Annotated in this window: 15 protein-coding genes and 3 pseudogenes; 6 read left to right on the forward strand and 12 right to left on the reverse strand. The window is 71.3% G+C overall.

Annotated features, from left to right (window positions below; translation table 11 throughout):
- Positions 1–131: 131 nt before the first annotated feature.
- The 4 genes from QF032_RS11080 to QF032_RS11095 form a co-directional block, all read right to left on the reverse strand.
- Positions 132–836, reverse strand: a complete 705-nt coding sequence (locus QF032_RS11080) for a DUF2567 domain-containing protein (RefSeq protein WP_307055921.1) — start codon at positions 834–836, stop codon at positions 132–134.
- A gap of 34 nt (positions 837–870) precedes the next feature.
- A complete protein-coding gene (locus tag QF032_RS11085; protein ID WP_373430318.1) occupies positions 871–1,695 on the reverse strand; it encodes an ABC transporter permease in 825 nt (274 codons plus the stop codon).
- Positions 1,696–1,846: 151 nt separating this feature from the next.
- A complete protein-coding gene (locus QF032_RS11090; RefSeq protein WP_107444481.1) occupies positions 1,847–2,821 on the reverse strand; it encodes an ABC transporter ATP-binding protein in 975 nt (324 codons plus the stop codon).
- 107 nt (positions 2,822–2,928) lie between these two features.
- Positions 2,929–4,158, reverse strand: coding sequence for an NYN domain-containing protein (locus QF032_RS11095; RefSeq protein WP_307041976.1), 1,230 nt, complete (start codon positions 4,156–4,158; stop codon positions 2,929–2,931).
- 224 nt (positions 4,159–4,382) lie between these two features.
- Here QF032_RS11095 and QF032_RS11100 point away from each other — a divergent pair, with 224 nt between their 5' ends.
- Positions 4,383–4,547 carry a hypothetical protein gene (locus tag QF032_RS11100; RefSeq protein ID WP_306953149.1) on the forward strand — a complete coding sequence of 55 codons (165 nt, stop codon included), beginning with the start codon at positions 4,383–4,385 and terminating at the stop codon, positions 4,545–4,547.
- A gap of 91 nt (positions 4,548–4,638) precedes the next feature.
- On the opposite strand, the pseudogene dnaE reads toward QF032_RS11100, so the two are convergent.
- A pseudogene (gene dnaE / locus QF032_RS11105) lies at positions 4,639–8,179 on the reverse strand (DNA polymerase III subunit alpha).
- 214 nt (positions 8,180–8,393) lie between these two features.
- On the opposite strand from dnaE, the gene QF032_RS11110 reads away from it, so the two are divergent.
- The 4 genes and pseudogenes from QF032_RS11110 to QF032_RS11125 all read left to right on the forward strand — a co-directional run bounded on the left by QF032_RS11110 (position 8,394) and on the right by QF032_RS11125 (position 13,375).
- On the forward strand, positions 8,394–9,719 hold the full coding sequence (locus tag QF032_RS11110; protein WP_306953147.1) for a DUF2252 domain-containing protein: 1,326 nt from the start codon (positions 8,394–8,396) through the stop codon (positions 9,717–9,719).
- A gap of 68 nt (positions 9,720–9,787) precedes the next feature.
- Positions 9,788–10,483, forward strand: coding sequence for a hypothetical protein (locus QF032_RS11115; protein WP_307041978.1), 696 nt, complete (start codon positions 9,788–9,790; stop codon positions 10,481–10,483).
- A gap of 199 nt (positions 10,484–10,682) precedes the next feature.
- Positions 10,683–11,526 (forward strand): annotated as a pseudogene (locus QF032_RS11120) (thioredoxin domain-containing protein).
- Positions 11,527–11,692: 166 nt separating this feature from the next.
- Complete coding sequence (locus QF032_RS11125; protein ID WP_307041982.1) at positions 11,693–13,375, forward strand: alkaline phosphatase D family protein; 1,683 nt, start codon at positions 11,693–11,695, stop codon at positions 13,373–13,375.
- 108 nt (positions 13,376–13,483) lie between these two features.
- Here the strand turns inward: QF032_RS11125 and QF032_RS11130 are convergent, their stop codons facing one another.
- Entirely contained in the window at positions 13,484–14,053 is a 570-nt protein-coding gene (locus QF032_RS11130; protein WP_307041984.1) for a dienelactone hydrolase family protein, read from the reverse strand.
- A gap of 98 nt (positions 14,054–14,151) precedes the next feature.
- Here QF032_RS11130 and QF032_RS11135 point away from each other — a divergent pair, with 98 nt between their 5' ends.
- Complete coding sequence (locus tag QF032_RS11135; RefSeq protein ID WP_307041986.1) at positions 14,152–15,264, forward strand: mechanosensitive ion channel family protein; 1,113 nt, start codon at positions 14,152–14,154, stop codon at positions 15,262–15,264.
- Between the two features lie 3 nt (positions 15,265–15,267).
- Here the strand turns inward: QF032_RS11135 and QF032_RS11140 are convergent, their stop codons facing one another.
- The 6 genes and pseudogenes from QF032_RS11140 to QF032_RS11165 form a co-directional block, all read right to left on the reverse strand.
- Positions 15,268–16,008 (reverse strand): SDR family NAD(P)-dependent oxidoreductase, encoded by a 741-nt coding sequence (locus tag QF032_RS11140; protein WP_307055922.1) that lies wholly within the window; start codon positions 16,006–16,008, stop codon positions 15,268–15,270.
- A gap of 89 nt (positions 16,009–16,097) precedes the next feature.
- A pseudogene (locus QF032_RS11145) lies at positions 16,098–17,685 on the reverse strand (Na+/H+ antiporter).
- 65 nt (positions 17,686–17,750) lie between these two features.
- Entirely contained in the window at positions 17,751–18,224 is a 474-nt protein-coding gene (locus QF032_RS11150) for a GNAT family N-acetyltransferase (RefSeq protein ID WP_306953136.1), read from the reverse strand.
- A complete protein-coding gene (locus QF032_RS11155; protein ID WP_107444471.1) occupies positions 18,221–19,165 on the reverse strand; it encodes an RluA family pseudouridine synthase in 945 nt (314 codons plus the stop codon). Before QF032_RS11155 ends, QF032_RS11150 begins: the two co-directional genes overlap by 4 nt.
- Positions 19,166–19,240: 75 nt before the next feature.
- Complete coding sequence (lspA, locus tag QF032_RS11160) at positions 19,241–19,837, reverse strand: signal peptidase II (protein WP_306953133.1); 597 nt, start codon at positions 19,835–19,837, stop codon at positions 19,241–19,243.
- Between the two features lie 67 nt (positions 19,838–19,904).
- The gene (locus QF032_RS11165; RefSeq protein ID WP_307055923.1) at positions 19,905–20,861 is read right to left on the reverse strand and encodes a TraR/DksA family transcriptional regulator; all 957 of its coding nucleotides are present in this window, start codon (positions 20,859–20,861) and stop codon (positions 19,905–19,907) included.
- Positions 20,862–20,928 lie beyond the last annotated feature (67 nt).

Consider the following 20,928-nt stretch of genomic DNA (forward strand, 5'->3'; position numbering starts at 1 on the left):
CCGTCCCGCGTTGGAGGACGAGGCCGTCCGGGCCGACGGGGGCCCCGCCAGGGGGCAGCGCCCCCTGGAGACGAGACGGGACGGGGTGGCGGGGGCGAAAACCGCCTCCGCCACCCCGTCCCGCCCCGTCCCTACGCCGTAGGCGCCCCGTACCCGTCCTTCGACGCCGACCCGTACGGCGGGAACGGCTCGGGATCCCGGGGCCCGAACAACGCCGTGAGCCCCAGATGCACCAGCATCGCCGCCAGCGACCACGCCAGCAGCGCCCCCTTCGCCCCGAGCTTCAACGGTGCCGAGAACGTGACGCCCTTGCCGGCGGCCTGCGCGTGCGCGATCACATCGGAGTCGGGCCCGAGCCACACCCCCAGCCGCCAGGCCAGCAGCGAGCCGAGCAGGCCGCCCACACCGAGCGCCACCACCAGGGGCACTCCCCCGCGCCGGCGCCACACGAAGACCGCCGCCGCGCTCACGGCGCCGCAGGCCAGGGCCAGCAGGGTGAACGTGCCGTCCACCCCGATCGCCTGCTCCCCCTCGGTGTCCTTGAAGTAGACGACCCAGCTGCCGTCCGACAGCTCGCCGACGAGCGGCACCTTCGGCGCCAGCCACACCCACAGCAGCCCCAGCAGCACCCCAGTGAGGGCGACCCCCACCGTGATCACGGCGGCTTCCCGCAGTTCGGTCTTCATCCCGGGCCCGTCCTGTCCGTGCGCGCCGTCATGGGGCGCGGCGGCCACCCCCGCATACCCTCCGGGCGACGGCGGCCAGGCCTCGTGCGGAGACGGTTCGTGCGGAGACGGTTCGTGCGGCGGCGGTGGCGGAGTCAGCGGTGCGGTCACACTGACATCGTGCCAGGCGCGCCCGTGCGGCGCGTCACCGGACGGCGGCCCGGCGGTACGCCCAGGTCGCGACGGCGAGCGAGAAGACGCCCACGGCCGCGCACACGGCGAGGTCGCCGAGCACGAACGCCCAGTCGGGGTGCGGCCCGAAGGTACGCGCGAAGGCCTCGACCCCATAGGTGGAGGGGAGCAGGTCCCGGGCGAAGCGCACCGCCTCCGGCATCCGGTCCGGCGGCAGCACGCCCAGCAGCAGCGCCGCCGACATGCCCAGCTGCCCCAGCACGGTGGCCAGCTCCGGCCGCGGCGCGAGGAGCCCGAAGGCCGCGCCGAGTCCGGACAGCGCGGCGCCCGCCAGGGGGATGACGGCCGCCAGCACCCACAGATGGGTCAGCGGCAGCCCGAACAGCGCACAGCCGATGACCGCGGTCACCAGCGTCCCCGGCACGGTGAACGAGGCGTACGCCCCGGCCGCGCCCAGCACGACGGCGGCCGGCGGCACGGGCAGGGTCGCGTAGTGGTCCAGCCCCCCGCTCGCCCGCAGCTGCCCGAAGTACTGCGCGAGCAGGTTCAGCGCGACGAAGGCCACGACGAGCACCGCGGAGCCCGCCACCACGGCCTCCGCCTCGCTTCCGCCGTCCACCACGCCGCGCATCATGATCAGGATGCCGACCGACTGGAAGGTCGCCACGAACAACAGCGGGATGCGCGCCACCCGCGCCCGGGACAGCTGCGCCCGGTACACGGCCACGAGCGACGGCCACAGCCGGGCGCGCGGCGCGAGTTCGGCGGCCGCGGCGCGGGGCGTCTCGGTGACGGCCCGGGCGCCGCCCGGCAGAACCTCGGCGGGTACGACACTCACGTGGCGCTGCTCCTCTTCCCTACGGCTCTCATACCGTCCCATACGGAGCCGCCGGCTCGCCCGCTCACCCCGTCGCCCCGCATCCCGCGGCTCCGCACCCCTGCGTGCCGCGCGCCCGTCGTCCACGCCGCGCCCGCCGTCCATGCCGCGCTCACGCCCGCACCAGACCTTGCCGTGCCGCCCCGCCGAGCGCCAGGTAGACGTCCTCCAGGCTCGGCGTGGCAAGGGTGAAGTCGTCCAGCGCGGCGAAGGCGGCTCCGCCGGTGACGGTGGCGACCACCGCGCGGGCCTCGTCGGGGGCCAGCCGCAGCGTCCAGCGGCGCCCCGACTCCAGCGCCCGTTCGCGCAGCGCGGCGACCTCGGGCACGTCCAGCGGCGCCCGCTCCCGCCACACCAGCTCGACCCGCACCTCGTCGGCGACCTGCTCCTTGAGGCCGGCGGGGGTGTCGCAGGCGATGACCCTGCCCTGGTCGAGGACGGCGACCCGGTCGAGCACGGTCTCCGCCTCGATGACGTTGTGGGTGACGAGCAGCACGGTCGTACCGCGTTCGGCCCGCCGACGGTCCACGGCGGCCCACACCGCCCGCCGTGCCACCGGGTCCATGCCGGTGGTCGGCTCGTCCAGCACCAGCAGCGGCCGCTCCCCCACCAGGACGGCGGCGAAGCAGGCCAGCCGGCGCTGGCCGCCGGACAGTTTACGCAGGGGGCGTCCGGCGAGCGGGGTGAGGCCCAGTTCGTCGAGGACGGCGTCCCGCTCCCGGCGAGCCGTGTGCACGTCGAGGCCGCGCAGCCGCGCGGTGGTCTCGGCGGCGAGGGAGACGGTGAGGTCGTCGAGGGCGGTGGACTCCTGACCGAGGTAGGCGAGGATGCGGGCGGCCCGCTCGGGGTGGCGCACGATGTCGTGCCCGAGGATCTCCACGCTGCCCGCGTCGGGGCGCATCAGCCCGGTCATCTGCCGGACGAGGGTGGTCTTGCCGGCGCCGTTGGGCCCGAGCAGACCGAAGATCTCACCACGCCGGATGTCCAGCCGTACGTCGTCGGTGGCCCGGACCTCGGGTGTCGCGGGAGTGCCGCGCCGGCCGCGGACCGCCGGATAGGTCTTGGTCAGACCGCGCACGGCACACACGACCTCGTTCCCGTGCCCAAGGGGCGGTGCCGCGCGCGTACTCACAAGGGACGAGAGTACGGGGTCGCGGGCCGCCGCTCACGGTCGGGGCGTCGCGGGCGGCCCGCTCAGTCCGCCGCCGGAGCGTGCCCCGCGGCGGTCCTCACATCGATCTCGCGCCAGAAGCCCGCCCGGATGGCGTACCGGTCGTGCTCGTCGATCTGGTCGTCCTTGTGGGCGAGCAGCCCGAAGCGGGCCGCGTACCTCAGCAGTTCGCCGTCGATGCGGTGCGGGATGCGCGGGTACATGCCCGACAGCTTCGGCAGATGGCTCTGATCGCCGAGACGCGCCATCCACCGGCGGGCGAACACCTGGCCCACCTCGTAGGGGTCGCCGCCGACGGTGGTGATGTCCTCCTCGCGGTCGGCCCACCGCTGTTCGGCCGTGGTGACCTGCGCGAGCGTCGGCATGGAGGCGACGTCGGCGGGCTCGGGGGCGGCCCCGGGGCGGTCGACCCAGCCCTTGTCGGAGGACCAGCGCAGGGTCGCGGTGGCCGGATGCTGGACGGCGGGCGCCCCGGGCGTCCCGGGCGCCCGCAGCGCGGCGAGGTCCTTGGGCGTCGGGACGCCCTTGGGGGCCGGGACGCGGTCCTGCGCGCCGGTGTCGGAGCCGGCGGTCACCGAGGGGTGCTCGGCCTCCTCCGCGGGCCGCTCGACGGTGGGGGCGAGCCCGGAGTCGGGCAGCGGAGCGGAGAGGATCGCGGCGATCTCGGGGCGGGGGGCGGGCGGCGGCGCGCAGACCCCGCCGAGTTCCTTCGCGCGGACCGCCTTGGTGATCCAGATCCGGTCCAGGACGCGCCGCTCGTCGGCCTCGGCGACCAGGTCCTCGGACTGGTTGTAGTCGCCGTCGGCGGCCTGGACGGCCCAGAGGTGGACGGCGACGCCGTGCTCCTTGGCGGCCATCATCCCCGGCAGCAGGTCGCCGTCGCCGGTGACGAGGACGACGTCGGAGCAGGCGCGGTTGCGGGCCAGCTCGGTCAGCTCGGCGTGCATGGCGGCGTCGACGCCCTTCTGGGCCCACCGCCCGTCGCTGCGGGTCAGGGCGCCCAGCCGGACCGTCACCCGGGGCATCACGCGCAGCCTGCGGTGCTCCGGCTGGGGGACGCGGTCTGGGGCGCCGTCGAACCAGTAGATGCGCAGCAGCGGGCGCTCGGTCTCGGACTCGGCCTGTTCGCGCAGGCCCTGGACGAGCGCGGAGTGGTCGACGGTGATACGGGACCGCGAGGGTTCTCCGGCGAGGAGACTCGCGGCCGCCCCCAGCAGATACCCGGCGTCCACCAGGACGATGCAGCGGTCCACACGACTCACCCTCTTTCCGGGAGTTTTGCTTCGGGCTTCCTTCGAGTCTGCCCGACCGCGCGGAGGTTAACGGCCGGAACTCGATCTTCGGCGTGGCGTTTGGGGACGCCGCACTCCGACGACCCCTGTCACGGACGGTAATTATCCGAAATGCGCTGTAAGTCAGCCTATGTGAATCTGGTCCCGGCCCTGGCCCCTAGGTCACCCACAGGAGGCAGATCACCATGGCCAAGAACAAGAAGCAGGATCGTAAGCAGCCGCAGTCCGAGCGTGGTCCGCAGGCGGCACAGCCGTCCTCGATGGAGTCGCAGACCGAGCAGCGCATCGCCCAGGCGACGCCTGCCGACATCGCCCGCAAGGGTCGGCAGAAGCGCTTCGGCCACAACTGACGTCCGCACGACGGGCCGTCGTGCCCGGGCATGCACGAGGGGCGCATCCGGTGCCGGATGCGCCCCTCGTCGCCGTCGTGTCCCCGCGGGGTCAGCCCGCCAGGCAGGACGGGCCGAGCAGGACCTTCAGATCGCCGAAGAGAGCGGGGTCGGGCTTGACCCGGTGCCGGTCCAGACGCAGGACGGTGGTCTTCGTCGGGCCCTGGAGCCTGATCCGGACCTCGCTGTCGCCCTTGTGGTGGGTGAGGATCTCCCCGAGGCGGTTGATCATCGGCGGGGTGACCCGGGTCGCCGGGATGGTGAGGATCACGGGCGCGTTGGTGCCCGCGTTGGACAGGTCCGGGACCTGGAGCTCCATCGCGACCAGCCGCGGCACGTCCTCGCGCTTGTCGAGGCGGCCCTTGACGAAGACGACGGCGTCCTCGACGAGTTGGGTGGAGACGAGCTGGTAGGTCGCGGGGAAGAACATGCACTCGATGGAGCCCGCGAGGTCCTCCACGGTGGCGATCGCCCAGGCGTTGCCCTGCTTGGTCATCTTGCGCTGCAGGCCGGAGATGATGCCGCCGATGGTCACCACCGCGCCGTCCGCGTGCTCGCCCCCGGTGAGCTGGGCGATGCCCGCGTCCGCCTTGTCGGACAGCACGTGTTCCAGGCCGAAGAGCGGGTGGTCGGAGACGTACAGACCGAGCATCTCCCGCTCCTGGGCGAGCAGATAGGTCTTGTCCCACTCGTCCTCGGTGAAGACGACGTCCAGGCCGAAGCCCGGTTCGCTGGTCTCCTCCTCGCCCATGCCGCCGAAGAGGTCGAACTGGCCCTCGGCCTCCTTGCGCTTGACCGCGACCACGTTGTCGATCATCGGCTCGAAGTGCGCGGTGAGGCCCTTGCGGGTGTGCCCCAGGGTGTCGAACGCGCCCGCCTTGATCAGCGACTCCGTGGTGCGCTTGTTGCAGGCGACGGCCTCGACCTTGTCGAGGTAGTCGGGGAAGGAGGCGTACTTGCCCTTGGCCTTGCGGCTCCTGATGATCGACTCCACCACGTTGGTGCCGACGTTGCGGACGGCCTCGAGGCCGAAGAGGATCACGTCGTCGCCCTGGGCGGCGAAGTTGTGCACCGACTCGTTGACGTTCGGCGGGAGCACCTTGATGCCCATGCGCCGGCACTCGTTGAGGTAGACGGCCGACTTGTCCTTGTCGTCCTTGACCGAGGTGAGCAGCCCGGCCATGTACTCGGCGGGGTGGTTCGCCTTCAGGTAGGCGGTCCAGTACGAGACCAGGCCGTACGCGGCGGAGTGCGCCTTGTTGAAGGCGTATCCGGCGAACGGGACCAGCACGTCCCACAGGGCCTTGATCGCCTCGTCGCTGTAGCCGTTCTTCTTGGCGCCGGCCTGGAAGATGGTGAAGTTCTTCGCCAGCTCGTCGGGCTTCTTCTTGCCCATCACACGGCGCAGGATGTCGGCCTCGCCCAGCGAGTACCCGGCGATGATCTGCGCGGCCTTCTGCACCTGCTCCTGGTAGACGATCAGGCCGTAGGTGACGGCCAGGACCTCTTCGAGGGGCTCTTCCAGCTCCGGGTGGATCGGCGTGATCTCCTGGAGCTTGTTCTTGCGCAGCGCGTAGTTGGTGTGCGAGTCCATGCCCATCGGGCCCGGACGGTAGAGCGCGGAGACGGCGGAGATGTCCTCGAAGTTGTCGGGCTTCATCAGACGCAGCAGCGAGCGCATGGGGCCGCCGTCGAACTGGAAGACGCCGAGGGTCTCACCGCGCTGGAGGAGTTCGAAGGTCTTCGGGTCGTCGAGCGGCAGGGCCAGCAGGTCGAGGTCGACGCCCTTGTTGGACTTCACCATCTTGACGGCGTCGTCCATGATCGTCAGGTTGCGCAGGCCGAGGAAGTCCATCTTCAGCAGGCCGAGCGACTCGCACTGCGGGTAGTCCCACTGGGTGATGGTCACGCCGTCCGTGTGCCGCACCCAGATCGGGGCGTGGTCGACGATCGGCTCGCTGGACATGATCACGCCGGCCGCGTGCACGCCCATCTGCCGGACCAGGCCCTCGACGCCCTTGGCGGTGTCGATGACCTTCTTGACGTCCGGCTCGTTCTCGTACATCGCGCGGATCTCGCCCGCCTCGCCGTACCGCGGATGCGAGGGGTCGGTGATGCCGTTGAGGTCGATGCCCTTGCCCAGGACGTCGGCGGGCATGGCCTTGGTGAGGCGGTCGCCCATCGCGTACGGGTAGCCCAGCACGCGCGCGGAGTCCTTGATCGCGTTCTTGGCCTTGATCTTGCCGTAGGTGCCGATCATGGCGACCTTGTCGGCGCCGTACTTCTCGGTCACGTACCGGATCACCTCGACGCGCCTGCGCTCGTCGAAGTCGATGTCGACGTCGGGCATGGAGACGCGCTCGGGGTTGAGGAACCGCTCGAAGATCAGGCCGTGCGGGATCGGGTCGAGGTCGGTGATGCCCATCGCGTAGGCGACGATCGAACCGGCCGCGGAGCCACGCCCGGGACCGACCGCGATGCCGTTCTTCTTCGCCCACATGATGAAGTCGGCGACGACGAGGAAGTAACCCGGGAACCCCATCTGGATGATGACGTCCATCTCGTACTCGACCTGCTTCTGGCGGTCCTCGGGGACGCCGCCCGGGAAGCGGCGGTCCATCCCCCGGCGGACCTCCTCCTTGAACCAGGTGATCTCGGTGAAGCCGTCGGGGATGTCGAACTTCGGCATGAGGTTCTTCGCCTCGAACATGCCGGTGGTGTCGATCTGCTCCGCCACCAGGAGGGTGTTGGCGCAGCCCTCCTGCCAGGCGTCCGAGGAGTCGATGGCGTACATCTCGTCCGTGGACTTCAGGTAGTAGCCGGTGCCGTCGAAGCGGAAGCGGTCCGGGTCCGAGAGGTTCTTGCCGGTCTGGATGCACAGCAGCGCGTCGTGCGCGGTCGCCTCGTGCGCGTACGTGTAGTGCGAGTCGTTGGTGACCAGCGGCGGGATGCCGAGCTTCTTGCCGATCTCCAGCAGGCCGTCGCGGACCCGGTGCTCGATGTCGATGCCGTGGTCCATCAGCTCCAGGAAGTACCGGTCCTTGCCGAAGATGTCCTGGTACTCGGCGGCCGACTTCAGGGCCTCGTCGAACTGGCCGAGGCGCAGCCGGGTCTGGAGCTCGCCGGAGGGGCAGCCGGTGGAGGCGATGAGCCCCTCGGACCACTGGGAGATGGTCTCCTTGTCCATCCGGGGCCACTTCTGGAGCCAGCCCTCGGCGTACGCGTCCGAGGAGAGCTTGAAGAGGTTGTGCAGGCCCGTCGCGTTCGCCGCCCAGATCGTCTTGTGGGTGTAGCCACCGGAACCGGAGACGTCGTCGCGCTTCTGGTGCGGCTGGCCCCACTGGATCTTGCGCTTGTTGCGCCGCGACTCGGGGGCGACGTACGCCTCGATCCGCGATGATCGGGGTCACGCCCGCCTTCTTCGCGGTGTGGAAGAAGTCGTAGGCCCCGTGGAGGTTGCCGTGGTCGGACATGGCGATGTGGGTCATGCCCATCTCGTTGCACGCGTCGAACATGTCCTTGAGCCGCGCGGCACCGTCCAGCAGCGAGTACTGGGTGTGGACGTGCAGGTGCGTGAACGGCGGCTTTGACACGGCTGCGGCCTCCAGGGGAAACACGGATCGACTGGCGTCCCACCGGTTGCGGGCGGTCGGGGGGACAGCGTCGAAGTCTATGCCCGACCACTGACACACGGACCGCCGCGCCGCGTACCTTCACCGGAGGGAAACGGGCACTCCCGCGTACCTTCGTCCGTTGGAGACGGCAGAGACGCCGTCGTACACGTCATGCACCAGGAGGCACCCAGCGATGTCGGTTCCGCAGCTCGACGACGAGCACCGCGGCGAGCAGATCCTCGCCGTCTTCGACACCGCGTTCGGCGAGCTCCTGGCCGCCGACCCGGCCGCGTTCCGCGTGAAGTTCCGGAAGATGGCGGCCTCGGCGTTCGCGTTCTACCGGGGCACGGCCGGCCTCTTCTACCACGACCTGGACGCGGAGAAGCGGGGCGGCCCGTTCCTGGACGAGCGCACCTCGCGCGTGTGGATCCACGGAGACCTGCACGCGGAGAACTTCGGCACGTACATGGACGCCAACGGCCGGCTGATCTTCAACGTCAACGACTTCGACGAGGCCTACGTCGGCCCCTTCACCTGGGACCTCAAGCGTCTCTCCGCCTCCCTCGCCCTCATCGGGTACGCGAAGGCGCTCGGCGACGACCAGATCACGGAGCTGGTGGAGGTCTACGCGGGCGCGTACCGCGAGCGCATCCACGCGCTGGCCACCGGCGCGAAGAGCGACGAGGTGCCGCCCTTCACCCTGGACACCGCCCAGGGCCCGCTGCTGGACGCCCTGCGCGACGCCCGCTCGCTGACCCGCTTCGGCCTGCTGGACTCGATGACGGAGATCCGTGACTTCGAGCGCCGCTTCGCGCCCGGCGGCGGCTCCATCGAGCTGGACGCCGCCACCCGCTACAAGGTGCTCGCCGCCTTCGACGGCTACCTGGAGACGCTGCCGGAGACGTCGCTGGCCCGCCCGGACTCCTACCGGGTCAAGGACGTCGTCGGCCGCCGCGGCATCGGCATCGGCTCGGCCGGTCTGCCGTCGTACAACATCCTTCTGGAGGGCCACAGCGACGCCCTGGAGAACGACGTCGTGATCTACATCAAGCAGGCGCAGACCCCGGCCGTCTCCCGGCACATCACCGACCCGGCGATCCGCGGCTACTTCCAGCACGAGGGCCACCGCACGGTGATCTCCCAGCGCGCCCTCCAGCAGCACGCGGACCCGTGGCTGGGCTGGACCGAGCTCGGCGGCGCCGGCCAGCTGGTCGCCGAGGTCTCGCCGTACGCGGTCGACCTGGACTGGGGTGACATCGACGACCCGGAGGAGATCGCGGGCGTCGTCGCCGACCTGGGCCGGGCCACCGCCACCATGCACGCGGCGGCGGACGACACCTCCGGCGAGTCCCTGGTCCCGTTCTCCACCGAGCGGGCCATCGACGCGGCGATCGCGGCCGACGAGGAAGGCTTCGCACCCCTCCTGGTCGACTTCGCGCACGGCTACGGCGCACGCGCGCGTGCCGACCACCAGATCTTCGTCGACCTGTTCCGCAACGGCCGGATTCCGGGTCTGTGACAGTAGGCCTTCTCACAGGGACTCTTTAGGGGTCTCCTACCGCGGTACGTGACACACTCTCCTGCGCCATGGACATATCCGGGACCCGCCTCAGAGCCGTACGCGCGGCGCTCTTCACGGCCTTCGTCGTGACGCTCAGCGCCGCGTCGCACGTGCTGCTGTCGCGGGCCCCCCTGCCGCTCAACACGGTGGCCGCCGTCGCGGTCGCCGTGTTCGCCCTCGCCTACGCCCTCGCCGGCCGCGAGCGCGGCTTCGGGCGGATCGCCGCCCTGCTGATCCCGCTGGAACTGGCGGCCGACACCGTCTTCACCACCGGCCAGCACGTCTGCTACGGCCGGGCCGGCGGCCCGGTCGCCGGCCCGCTGGCCTCGATCGGCTGGGACGTGCTGTGCGGCGACGGCACCCGCGTCGGCTCTCCACTGGCACAGGTCGCGGGCGGTCCCGGCCCCACGGGGCTGGGCGGACACCTCGCCCAGGTCCACCCGGCCGCCGCCTGGCTGCTGCTCGCCGCGCACATCTGCGTCGGCCTGGTCGCCGCCGCCTGGCTGCGCCGGGGCGAGCGGGCTCTCGTCCAGCTGCTGCGGGCGGCCACCGCGACCACCTTCCGGCCCCTGCTGATCGCGGTGGCCGCCGTGAACGTACGACGCGCCCCGGCGGCCCGCCGCCTGCCGCGGCCCGCGCACCGCGCGGCCACCGTCCGTGACCGGTTGCTCGTGCACTCCCTGGGACGGCGTGGACCGCCGCGCTCGCCCGCCACGGTCTGAACGGACCACACGTCCGCACGAAGACACGTCCGCACGGACACACGTCCGCGCAGAGACACCTCTGCACGGAGACGTCTGCACGGACACGTCTGCACGGACACGGCTGCACAGCCCGGGCACGCCGAGCACCACCTCCAGTACCAGAGTCCCCACACGAACTTCCGCGTACGACGTGTGCGCGTCCCTTTTGGAGATCACCATGAGCAAGCGGAACAGCGCGGCGGCGAAGACGGCGGCCCGGGAGCGGCTGCGCATCGAGCGCGAGCGCGAGGCCAAGCGCGCCAAGACCAAGCGCCAGATCGTCGTCGCCCTCTCGGTCGTCGGCGTACTGGCCGCGGCCGGCGGCATAGGCTACGCCGTCGTCCAGGCCAACAAGCCCAGCTACTGGGAAGAGGCGAAGGACGCCAAGGTCGTCGCCCCCGCCAACACCTCGGGCACCAACGGCACGACGGTCATGCTCGGCAAGAGCACGGCCAAGAAGGTCCTCAAGATGTACGAGGACCCCCGCTGCCCGATCTGCGCGCAGTTCGAGCAGACGGTCGGGTCGACGGTCGAGAAGGACCTCGACGCGGGCAAGTTCAAGATCCAGTACATCGGCGCCTCGTTCCTGGACGGCGACCGGCTCAGCGACGGCACGATCGGTTCGCGCGGCGAGGGTTCCAAGAACGCGCTGAGCGCCATGGGCGCCGCGCTGAACGTGAGCACGGACGCGTTCATGGAGTACAAGACCGCGCTCTACTCGGCGAAGTGGCACCCGGACGAGTCGGAGGACAAGTTCAAGAGTGACAGCTACCTCATCGAGGTGGCCGACACGGTCCCCGCGCTGAAGGGCAACACGAAGTTCCAGAACGCCGTCAAGAGCGGTACCTACGACGCCTGGGCGCTCGCGATGTCGAAGACCTTCGACACCAACAAGGACGACGTCAACGGCACCCCCTCCCTGGTCATGGACGGCAAGAAGCTCACGGCTCCCAACAGTCAGAACGCCCCCATGTCGCGTCGCCGACTACACCACGGCGATCACGGCGGCCCTCAAGGGCTGATCCCAGTCCCCCACCCCGCAGGCAGGCATTCCGTCTGATCCTCGGAAGGCCCCCCGCCTCACGGTCGCGGCCGTGGGGGCCGGTTCCTGACGCGCAGTCGAAGAGCGGGCGAACTTCTTTCCGGTTCGCCCGCTCTCGGTTGTACTCGTCAGTAATCTGATTGTCCGTGACCAGTCGATACAGATCCTCCACGAGCGCCGACGTTCCGTCAGAGCGCCCCGACTCCCTTTCCCCGCGCCGCCGTACGGTCGTCAAGGCCGCGGCGGCGACCGTCGTCCTGGCCGGACCGCTCGCCGCCGCGCTCCCGGCCCGCGCCGCCGCGGAGACCCCGGCGTTCCTGCACGGCCTCGCCTCCGGCGACCCGCTGCCCGACGGCATCCTGCTGTGGACCCGGGTGACGCCTGCCGCCGAGGCGACACCGGGCTCCGGACTCGGCCCGGACACCGAGGTGAGCTGGGTCGTCGCCACGGACAGGGCGCTGACGAACGTCGTCAACAAGGGCTCGACCACCGCCACCGCCGCCTCCGACCACACCGTCAAGGCCGACATCCGCGGCCTTCAGCCGGCCACCGACTACTACTTCCGCTTCTCGGCGGGCGGCGCCCGGACCCCGGTGGCGCGTACCCGCACCGCGCCCGCGGCGGACGCCGCCGTGACGGGTCTGCGCTTCGGCGTGGTCTCCTGCGCCAACTGGGAGGCCGGCTACTTCTCCTCGTACCGCCACCTGGCGGCCCGCGGCGACCTGGACGCCTGGCTGCATCTCGGCGACTACATCTACGAGTACGGCACCGGCCAGTACGGGGCGCGCGGCGCCGTCGTACGGCAGACGTCGCCCACCCACGAGATCCTCACGCTCGCCGACTACCGCACCCGGCACGGCCTGTACAAGACGGACCCCGACCTTCAGGCGCTGCACGTGAAGGCCCCGGTCATCGCGATATGGGACGACCACGAGTTCGCCAACGACACCTGGTCCGGCGGCGCCGAGAACCACACCGAGGGCGCGGAGGGCGCCTGGTCGGCCCGTCAGGCGGCGGCGAAGCAGGCGTACTTCGAGTGGATGCCGGTCCGGCCCGCCATCGCCGGCACCACCTACCGCCGGCTGCGGTTCGGCAAGCTCGCCGATCTCTCCCTGCTGGACCTGCGTTCCTTCCGTTCCCAGCAGGTCAAGGTGGGCAACGGCACGGTCGACGACCCGGACCGCACGATCACCGGGCGCGCCCAGCTGGACTGGCTGAAGGCCGGGTTGAAGGGGTCGGACACCACCTGGCGGCTGGTCGGCAACTCGGTGATGATCTCGCCGTTCGTCATCGGCTCGCTCTCCGCGGACCTGTTCAAGCCGCTCGCCAAGCTGCTCGGTCTGCCGCAGGACGGCCTCGGCCTCAACACCGACCAGTGGGACGGCTACACCGACGACCGCCGCGAGCTCCTCGCCCACCTGCGCGCGAACGCCATCCGCAACACCGTGTTCCTGACCGGTGACATCCACATGGCGTGGGCCAACGACGTGCCGGTGGACGCCGGGACGTACCCGCTGTCGGCCTCGGCCGCCACCGAGTTCGTGGTCACCTCGGTGACCTCCGACAACCTCGACGACATCGTGAAGGTGCCCGAGGGCACGCTCACCGCGATCGCCTCGCCCGTCATCCGAGCCGCGAACCGGCATGTGCACTTCGTCGACACCGACCGGCACGGCTACGGCGTCCTGGACATCACCGCCGAGCGCGCGCAGATGGACTACTACGTCCTGTCCGACCGCACGAAGGCCGACGCCACCTCGAGCTGGGCCCGGTCGTACCGCACGCGCTCCGGCACGCAGAAGGTCGAGCGCACCTACGACCCCGTCTGAGGAACGCCGAATCCCCGGCACAGGCCGAGAGAATCCCGACAGCGGGGCCCGGACCGTCCGACGGGCGGCCCGGGCCCGTCCCTGCGCCGGTCCCGCCGCGGTTGACCTCTACAGCGTCTCGAGGAACCCGAGCGCCACCCGCCAGGTGGCCTCGGCCGCCTCCTCGTCGTAGTCGGGCAGTCCGGGGTCGGTGTACAGGTGCCCGGCGCCCGCGTACCGGTAGACCTCCACGTCGGCGCCGGCCCGGCCCATCTGGAGGTACCAGGCGCTCAGCCAGTCGTCGGTCTCGAACGGGTCCGGCTCCGCGACGTGCAGCTGCACCGGCAGGTCGTCCACCGAGACGTTCGGCGCCAGGTCCGAGGTGCCGTGCAGGAGGAGCAGGCCGCGCGCCTTGTCGTCGCCTAGGGCGAGGGTCTGGGCGATCGACGCGCCCAGCGAGAACCCGGCGTACACCAGCCCGCGCTCCGAGTAGGGCGCGGCGGCCAGCACGGCTCTCTTCAGCAGCTCGTCCTTGCCGATCTCCTCGTTGTACGCCATGCCCTCCTCGACCGTGTCGAACGTGCGCCCCCCGAAGAGGTCGGGCGTCCGGACCTCGTGCCCGGCGGCACGCAGCCGGTCCGCCGCGGCGCGCACCGCCGGCCGCGGACCGTAGGTCGAGTGAAAGAGCATGATGTTCATGCGCCCATGGTGCCAGCCCGCACCGACAGCCACCTGCGTGCGCCTCTTCACACAAGTCACAGGTTCAGGACCCCGCCGACTCGGTTACGTTCGAAGGCATGGAGAACCTGCTCCGCCCCGTGATCGTGGTGGGCGGCTCGGTGATGCTGACCGTCCTCATCGGCTGGGCCACCGACCGCCTGCTGTCCAAAGCCGACCGACGGCACCCGGAGACCCCGATGTGGGGTCTGCTGCGCCGCGGCCGCATCCCCTATCAGCTGGTGCTGTGCGCGGCGATGCTCAGAGGGTCGTACGACGAGGCGCAACTGCTCGACGACCACAAGGTGGCCATCGGCCGGTCCCTCACCCTGGTGCTGATCGGTTCGGCGGCCTGGCTGGTGATCCGCATCGCGGGGGCGGTCGTCGAGACGTCGTACTCGCGTTATGCGCGCATGCACCGCGACGCGGCCCGGGTCCGGCGGGTGCGGACCCAGGTGTCGCTCATCATGCGCGTGGTCTCGGCGGTCGTCGGCGTGGTCGCCGCGGCCTCGATGCTGCTGACGTTCCCCGCCATGCGCGCGGCGGGCGCCTCACTGCTGGCCTCGGCCGGGATCCTCGGCATCGTCGCCGGTGTCGCCGCCCAGTCGACGCTGAGCAACATGTTCGCCGGCCTGCAGATCGCCTTCGGCGACATGGTGCGCATCGGCGACACCGTCGTGGTGGACGGCGAATGGGGCACGGTCGAGGAGATCACCCTGACCTTCCTGACCGTGCGGACCTGGGACGAGCGCCGGATCACGATGCCCGTGTCCTACTTCACCTCGAAGCCCTTCGAGAACTGGTCGCGCGGCACCCCGCAGATGACGGGCATCGTCTACTGGCACGTCGACCACGCGGCGCCGGTGGAGGCGATGCGCGAGAAGCTGCGCGACATCCTGCGCGAGTGCCCCGCCTGGGACGGCCGTGCCTGCGGTCTCGACGTCACCGACACCACGCCCAACACCATTCAGGTGAGGGCCCTGGTGACGGCCAAGGACGCCGACGACATCTGGACGGTGCGCGTCGCGGTCCGCGAGCAGATGATCCGCTGGCTGTCGAAGGAGCACCCGTACGCGCTCCCCCGGGTCAACACGGCGGACGCGGCGCTGCTGCCGGGGCGTCTCCCGAGCCAGTCCACCTCACCCGACGGAGCGCCCCGCCGCGTCCACGAAACGCCGCGAACGGGCCACTGACCCTCAGTTCCCCCGCTCGGCGCCCCCGTTCACCTGAACGACCTGCGAGGTGACGTGTCCGGCGCCCGGGGACGCCAGCCAGTGCAGTGTGGCGGCGATGTCCCCGGGCGTCCCGGCCCGCCCGGTGAAGGTCTCCCCGACGAGCCGCTCGCGCCGCGCCGGTTCGATGGCTTCGCCGAAGAACTCGGTGTCCTCGACGTACCCGGGGGCCACGACGTTCGCGGTGACGCCCCGCGGCCCCAGCTCCCGCGCGAGATCGCGGGCATAGGGGTGCAGCGCGGCCTTGGCGCCGCCGTACGCCCCGCTGCCCGATCCCCGGAAGGCGGCGATCGAGCTGACGAACAGCACCCGCCCGCCCGGCGCGGCGAGCCGGTCCTTCAGGGCCTCGGTGAGCAGGGCCGCGCTGAGGGTGTTGTTCCGGAAGTTGACCGTCCAGTGGTACGCGACCCGGTCGAGCGGATCGTCGCTGTCGCCCGGCGGCTCCAGATGCCCGGCGCCCCCGGCACTGTGGACCAGCACGTCCACTGTGCCGAACTCCGCCCCGACGAACCGGGCGACTGCGCGCACATGGTCCGGATCACTCAGATCTGCGGCGTGGGTGAGCGCTCCGGGCACCCCGGCCCGGTCCAGCACCTGCGGCCGTCGTCCGAGCAGCAGCACCCGGTCCCCGTCCGCCGCGAAGAGCTGCGCCGCCGCGAGTCCGATTCCTGTTCCGCCTCCACTGATCACTACGTTGCGTGCCATGGATTCGAGCGTACGAGGCGTGCCGACAGAGGCCGTGGAGCTCTCGTGTACGCCGTGCGACGACCGGCCGACGAGGACCGGCCCCGCCCTCACTTGAGGCTGCGCACGTCCAGGTGGCGCAGCACGCGGTCCACGATCTCCGGGTCGGCGCCCGGTTCGCTGCGCGCCGCGACCACCTCGTGCCGTGCCGCGCTCAGCATCTCCCCCTGGATGCGGCGCACCCGCTTCAGCCGGCGCACCCGCTGATCGTGGCCTTCCCGCCGCTCGTCCTCGCCCACGTCCGGGCTGATCCGCAGTCCGATGTCGAAGGCCCGTCGCAGCATCTGCTCGGACAGTTCCTCCGACAGGTCCTCCTCGGCCTCGATCTCCCGCAGCCGCTGCTTGGCCGCCTTGGCCGCGCGTACCGCCAGTTCCTTCTCGAACGCCTTCTCCCGGTCGGTGTCCGCCTGGACGTCGAGCCGCTTCACCAGCCAGGGCAGGGTCAGCCCCTGGAGGACCAGCGTCGCCATGATCACGCCGAACGCGATGAAGACGATCTCGTCCCGGTCGGGAAAGGGCCCGCCGTCGTCGGTCTTCAGCGGGACGGCCAGCGCCAGCGCCACCGAGGCCACCCCGCGCATCCCCGACCACCACATGACGACGGTCTCCCGCCAGTTCGTCGGGATGTCCTCGAGGTGGTCCTTCCTGGCGTGCAGCCGTTGGGTCAGCCACGTCGCCGGCAGCAGCCACAGCAGCCGTACGACGACGACCACCGCCACAATCACCGCCGCCCACCCCAGCATCTCCCCCCACCGTCCGGACGCCGTGCGGATCGCGTTGTGCAGTTCCAGACCGATCAGCCCGAACGCGACGCCCGTGACCAGCGTGTCGATGATGTCCCAGAAGGTGTGGCCGGCCAGCCGGGTCAGCACGTCGTCGGGGTCGGTGGCGTACTCCGCGAGGAACAGCGCGGTGGTCAGCACCGCCAGCACCCCGGACCCGTGGAACTCCTCCGCCAGGACGTAGGAGGCGTACGGCACCAGGAGCGTCAGCCCGATCTGCAGCGTCGTGTCGCCGAGGACGTCCAGCAGCCGGTTCGCGCCCCAGCCGAGCGCGACGCCCACCGCCACCGCGACCACCGCGGACAGCACGAGGTCGAGTCCGGCCCGCCACGGGGAGAACGTCCCGCTCACGGCCGCGGCGATCGCGACGTGGTACAGCACGATGGCCGTGACGTCGTTGAACAGCCCCTCGCCCTCCAGGATGGAGACCAGCCGGCGGGGCAGCCCGAGCTGTCCGGCCACGGCGGTCGCGGCCACCGGGTCGGGCGGCGCGACCAGCGCCCCCAGCGCCACCGCGGCGGCGACCGGGAGGCCCGGCACGATCGAGTGGGCCACGGCGGCCACGCAGACCGTGGTGACGAACACCAGGGCCACGGCGAGCAGGAAGATCGGCCGCACGTTCGCCGCGAACTGCCGCCACGAGGTCCGGCGCAACCGCCGCGTACAGCAGCGGCGGCAACAGGAGGGGGAGGATCAGATCCGGCGGGATCTCCACGTTCGGCACGAAGTCGAGCACCGCGAGGATGATCCCCAGCAGGGTCATCAGCACCGGCGCGGGCAGTCCGAACCGGTCCCCGACCGGGACGCTCACCACAGCCCCGAGCAACAGGACGAACAACAGGGCCAACTGGTCCACGGTCAGCGCTCCGGGTCTAGACGATCAATGCATCCAGGCCTTCAGCGTCGCACGCCCGCCGTCCGCTACAGCGGACGCCGCATGGACCGGTGGGCTATGCCCGCCTCCAGGTCCTCCGGCCCGTAGGCCGTGTACCCCAGCCGCTCGTAGAAACCCAGCGCCTGCGTCTGTGCGTGCAGGTCCACGGCCGTGAGCCCCCGCGCGCGTGCCGCCTCCTCGACGGCCCGCACCAGCGCGACCCCGACGCCCAGCCCGCGCGCCTCGCGCGTCACGGCGAGCCGTCCGAGCGAGCCCACCGAGAGGTCCCCGCCGGTCCTGGCCGCGGCCGCCTCGCCGTACAGCAGCCGCCCGGTCCCGAGCGCGGCCCCGTCCTCGCGGACCGCGAGCAGGTGCACGGCGCCTGCGTCGTGCTCGTCGTACTCCAGGTCCTCGGGGACGCCCTGTTCGCCGACGAAGACCTCCTTGCGCACCGCGAAGCACGCCTCCCGGTCGGCGAGGTCCTCGGCGACGCGCACCGTGTACGCGGGCGTGCCGGTCATCCGTAGGTCTCCTCGCGGACCTGGTCCAGGGCCTTCTGCAGGTCCTCGGGGTAGTCGCTGGCGAACTCGGCCCACTGCCCGTCGCCGGGGTGCTCGAAGCCCAGCCGCACGGCGTGCAGCCACTGCCGGGTCAGGTGCAGCCGCTTGGAGAGCGTCGGGTCGGCCCCGTACGTCAGGTCGCCGACGCAGGGGTGGCGGTGGGCGGCCATGTGCACGCGGATCTGGTGCGTGCGGCCCGTCTCCAGCTTCACGTCGAGCAGGGAGGCCGCGCGGAAGGCCTCGATCAGGTCGTAGTGCGTGACGGAGGGCTTGCCCTCGGCGGTGACCGCCCACTTGTAGTCGTGCTGGGGATGGCGGCCGATGGGCGCGTCGATCGTGCCGCTGGTCGGGTCGGGGTGGCCCTGGACGAGCGTGTGGTAGCGCTTGTCGACCGTGCGCTCCTTGAACTGGCGCTTGAGCGAGGTGTAGGCGCGCTCCGACTTGGCGACCACCATCAGACCGGAGGTGCCGACGTCGAGCCGGTGCACGATGCCCTGGCGCTCGGCCGCGCCCGAGGTGGAGATGCGGTAGCCGGCCGCGGCCAGCCCGCCGATGACGGTGGGGCCGCTCCAGCCGGGCGAGGGGTGCGCGGCCACGCCGACGGGCTTGACGATCACGACCACGTCGTCGTCGTCGTGCACGATCTCCATGCCTTCGACGGGCTCGGCGACGATCTGCACGGGCGCCGGGGCCTGCGGCATCTCGACCTCGAGCCAGGCCCCGCCGCTGACCCGCTCGGACTTGCCGACCACCGAGCCGTCGACCGTGACCTTCCCCGCCGCGGCCAGCTCGGCGGCCTTCGTACGGGAGAAGCCGAACATGCGGGAGATGGCGGCGTCGACGCGCTCGCCCTCCAGGCCGTCCGGCACGGGCAGGGTACGGATCTCGGGAATCGTGCTCACCCGTCGAGTATGCAGGACGGCCACGACACCGCCGTACGGGCCTGTGGACGACCGGCGGCCGACCCGGTCCCCGATTCAGTCCTTGTGGACGGTCCCGTCCGGGTCGAGTCCCTTGAAGGACAGCAGGACGATCAGGATGCCGCCGCACACGATCGCCGAGTCGGCGAGGTTGAAGACCGCGAAGTGCTTCGGCGCGATGAAGTCCACGACCGCGCCCTCGAAGACGCCGGGCGCCCGGAAGATCCGGTCGGTGAGGTTGCCCAGCGCGCCGCCCAGCAGCAGTCCGAGCGCGATCGCCCAGGGCAGGCTGTACAGCTTGCGCGCGAGCCGGGCGATCACCACGATCACCGCCGTGGCGATCACCGTGAAGATGATGGTGAAGGCCTCGCCGAAGCCGAAGGCCGCGCCCGCGTTGCGGATGGCCTCGAACCGCAGCCAGTCCCCGACGATGTCGATCGGCGCGTGGTGCTCCAGCTTGGCGACCACGATCATCTTGCTGACCAGGTCGAGTGCGTACGCGAAAGCGGCGACGGCGAAGAGCACGGCGATGCGGCGCTTGCCCCTGGGCCGCGCCCCGGCGCTCTCCTGCCCGCCCGGGCCGGACGACTGCTCCGGCTCGGACCCCGCCTCTGGGGTGTCCGGCGTACCGATGACGCGCTCCGCCTCTGCCACGTGAGTCCCTCAACCTAGGTACCTGACTGAGGACGAGGGTACGGCACGCCCCCCGCCTGCCAGGTGATCAGTACCGCCGCTCCTGCTTCTGCTTGCACTCGACGCACAGCGTGGCCCTCGGAAAGGCCTGCATCCGGGCCTTCCCGATGGCGTTGCCGCAGTTCTCGCACAGCCCGTAGGTGCCGGCGTCCAGCCGCTCCAGAGCGTGCTCGGTCTGGATCAGCATCTCGCGCGCGTTGGCGGCCAGAGCCAGTTCGTGCTCGCGCGTGATGTTCTTGGTGCCGGTGTCGGCCTGGTCGTCGCCGGCGCCGTCCCCCGAGTCCCGCATCAGCCCCGTCAGGGCCGCCTCGGACGCGGCCAGCTCCGCTCGCAGCCGCGCCTGCTCGGAGTCGAGCTCCGTGCGGGCCTCCTCGACCTCCTGCGGCGTCCACGGCTCCTCGCCGGGGCGTACCGCCAGTTCGCCCGGCTCCGCCGCGGCGAGGCGTGCCTTGGGGACGGCGGTCTTCGCCGCCGTGGCCGTACCCGGAGTCTTCTTCGCAACCACAGTCGTGGCTCCCGTCTGCTCCGCGGCCGAGGCCGCGCCCACCTTCTTGGCCGTGTTCTTCCTGCCCGCGCTCGTCGCGGCCACGCTCTTCGCGCCGGTCGCCTTCCTGGCCGTCGCCTTCTTGGCGGTGGCCTTCCCCGCTGCCGTCTTCGGCGCGGCGGCTCTCTTCGAGGCGGTCTTCCCGGCGGTCGTCCGCTTCGCGGCCGCCTTCCCGGCCGTCTCCTCCACGGCCACCTGCTTCCCGGCGGTCTCCCGGGCCGCGGCGTCCCCGGTGGCGGTGTTCTTCGGGACGGCGCCCGGCTTCGTCGCCGCCGTCTTCCCGGCCGCCGCCTTCGCGTTCCGCTTCTTCGTCCCCGCGGCAGCCGACGGCCGCACGGACTTCACCGCCGTCACGGCCTTCCCGTCCTCGGCCGCGCCGCCGGGGGCGTCCGTGGACGTTCCGGACGCCGGCTGCTGTACGGCGGTCTTCTTCGCCACCATGGCCGCGGCCCCTTCACATTTTGTGATCTTGCACGCAAATCGTGCTGGGACGATAAATCGACTTGGA

Source organism: Streptomyces achromogenes, assembly GCF_030816715.1.
GTDB classification, from domain to species: domain Bacteria; phylum Actinomycetota; class Actinomycetes; order Streptomycetales; family Streptomycetaceae; genus Streptomyces; species Streptomyces achromogenes_A.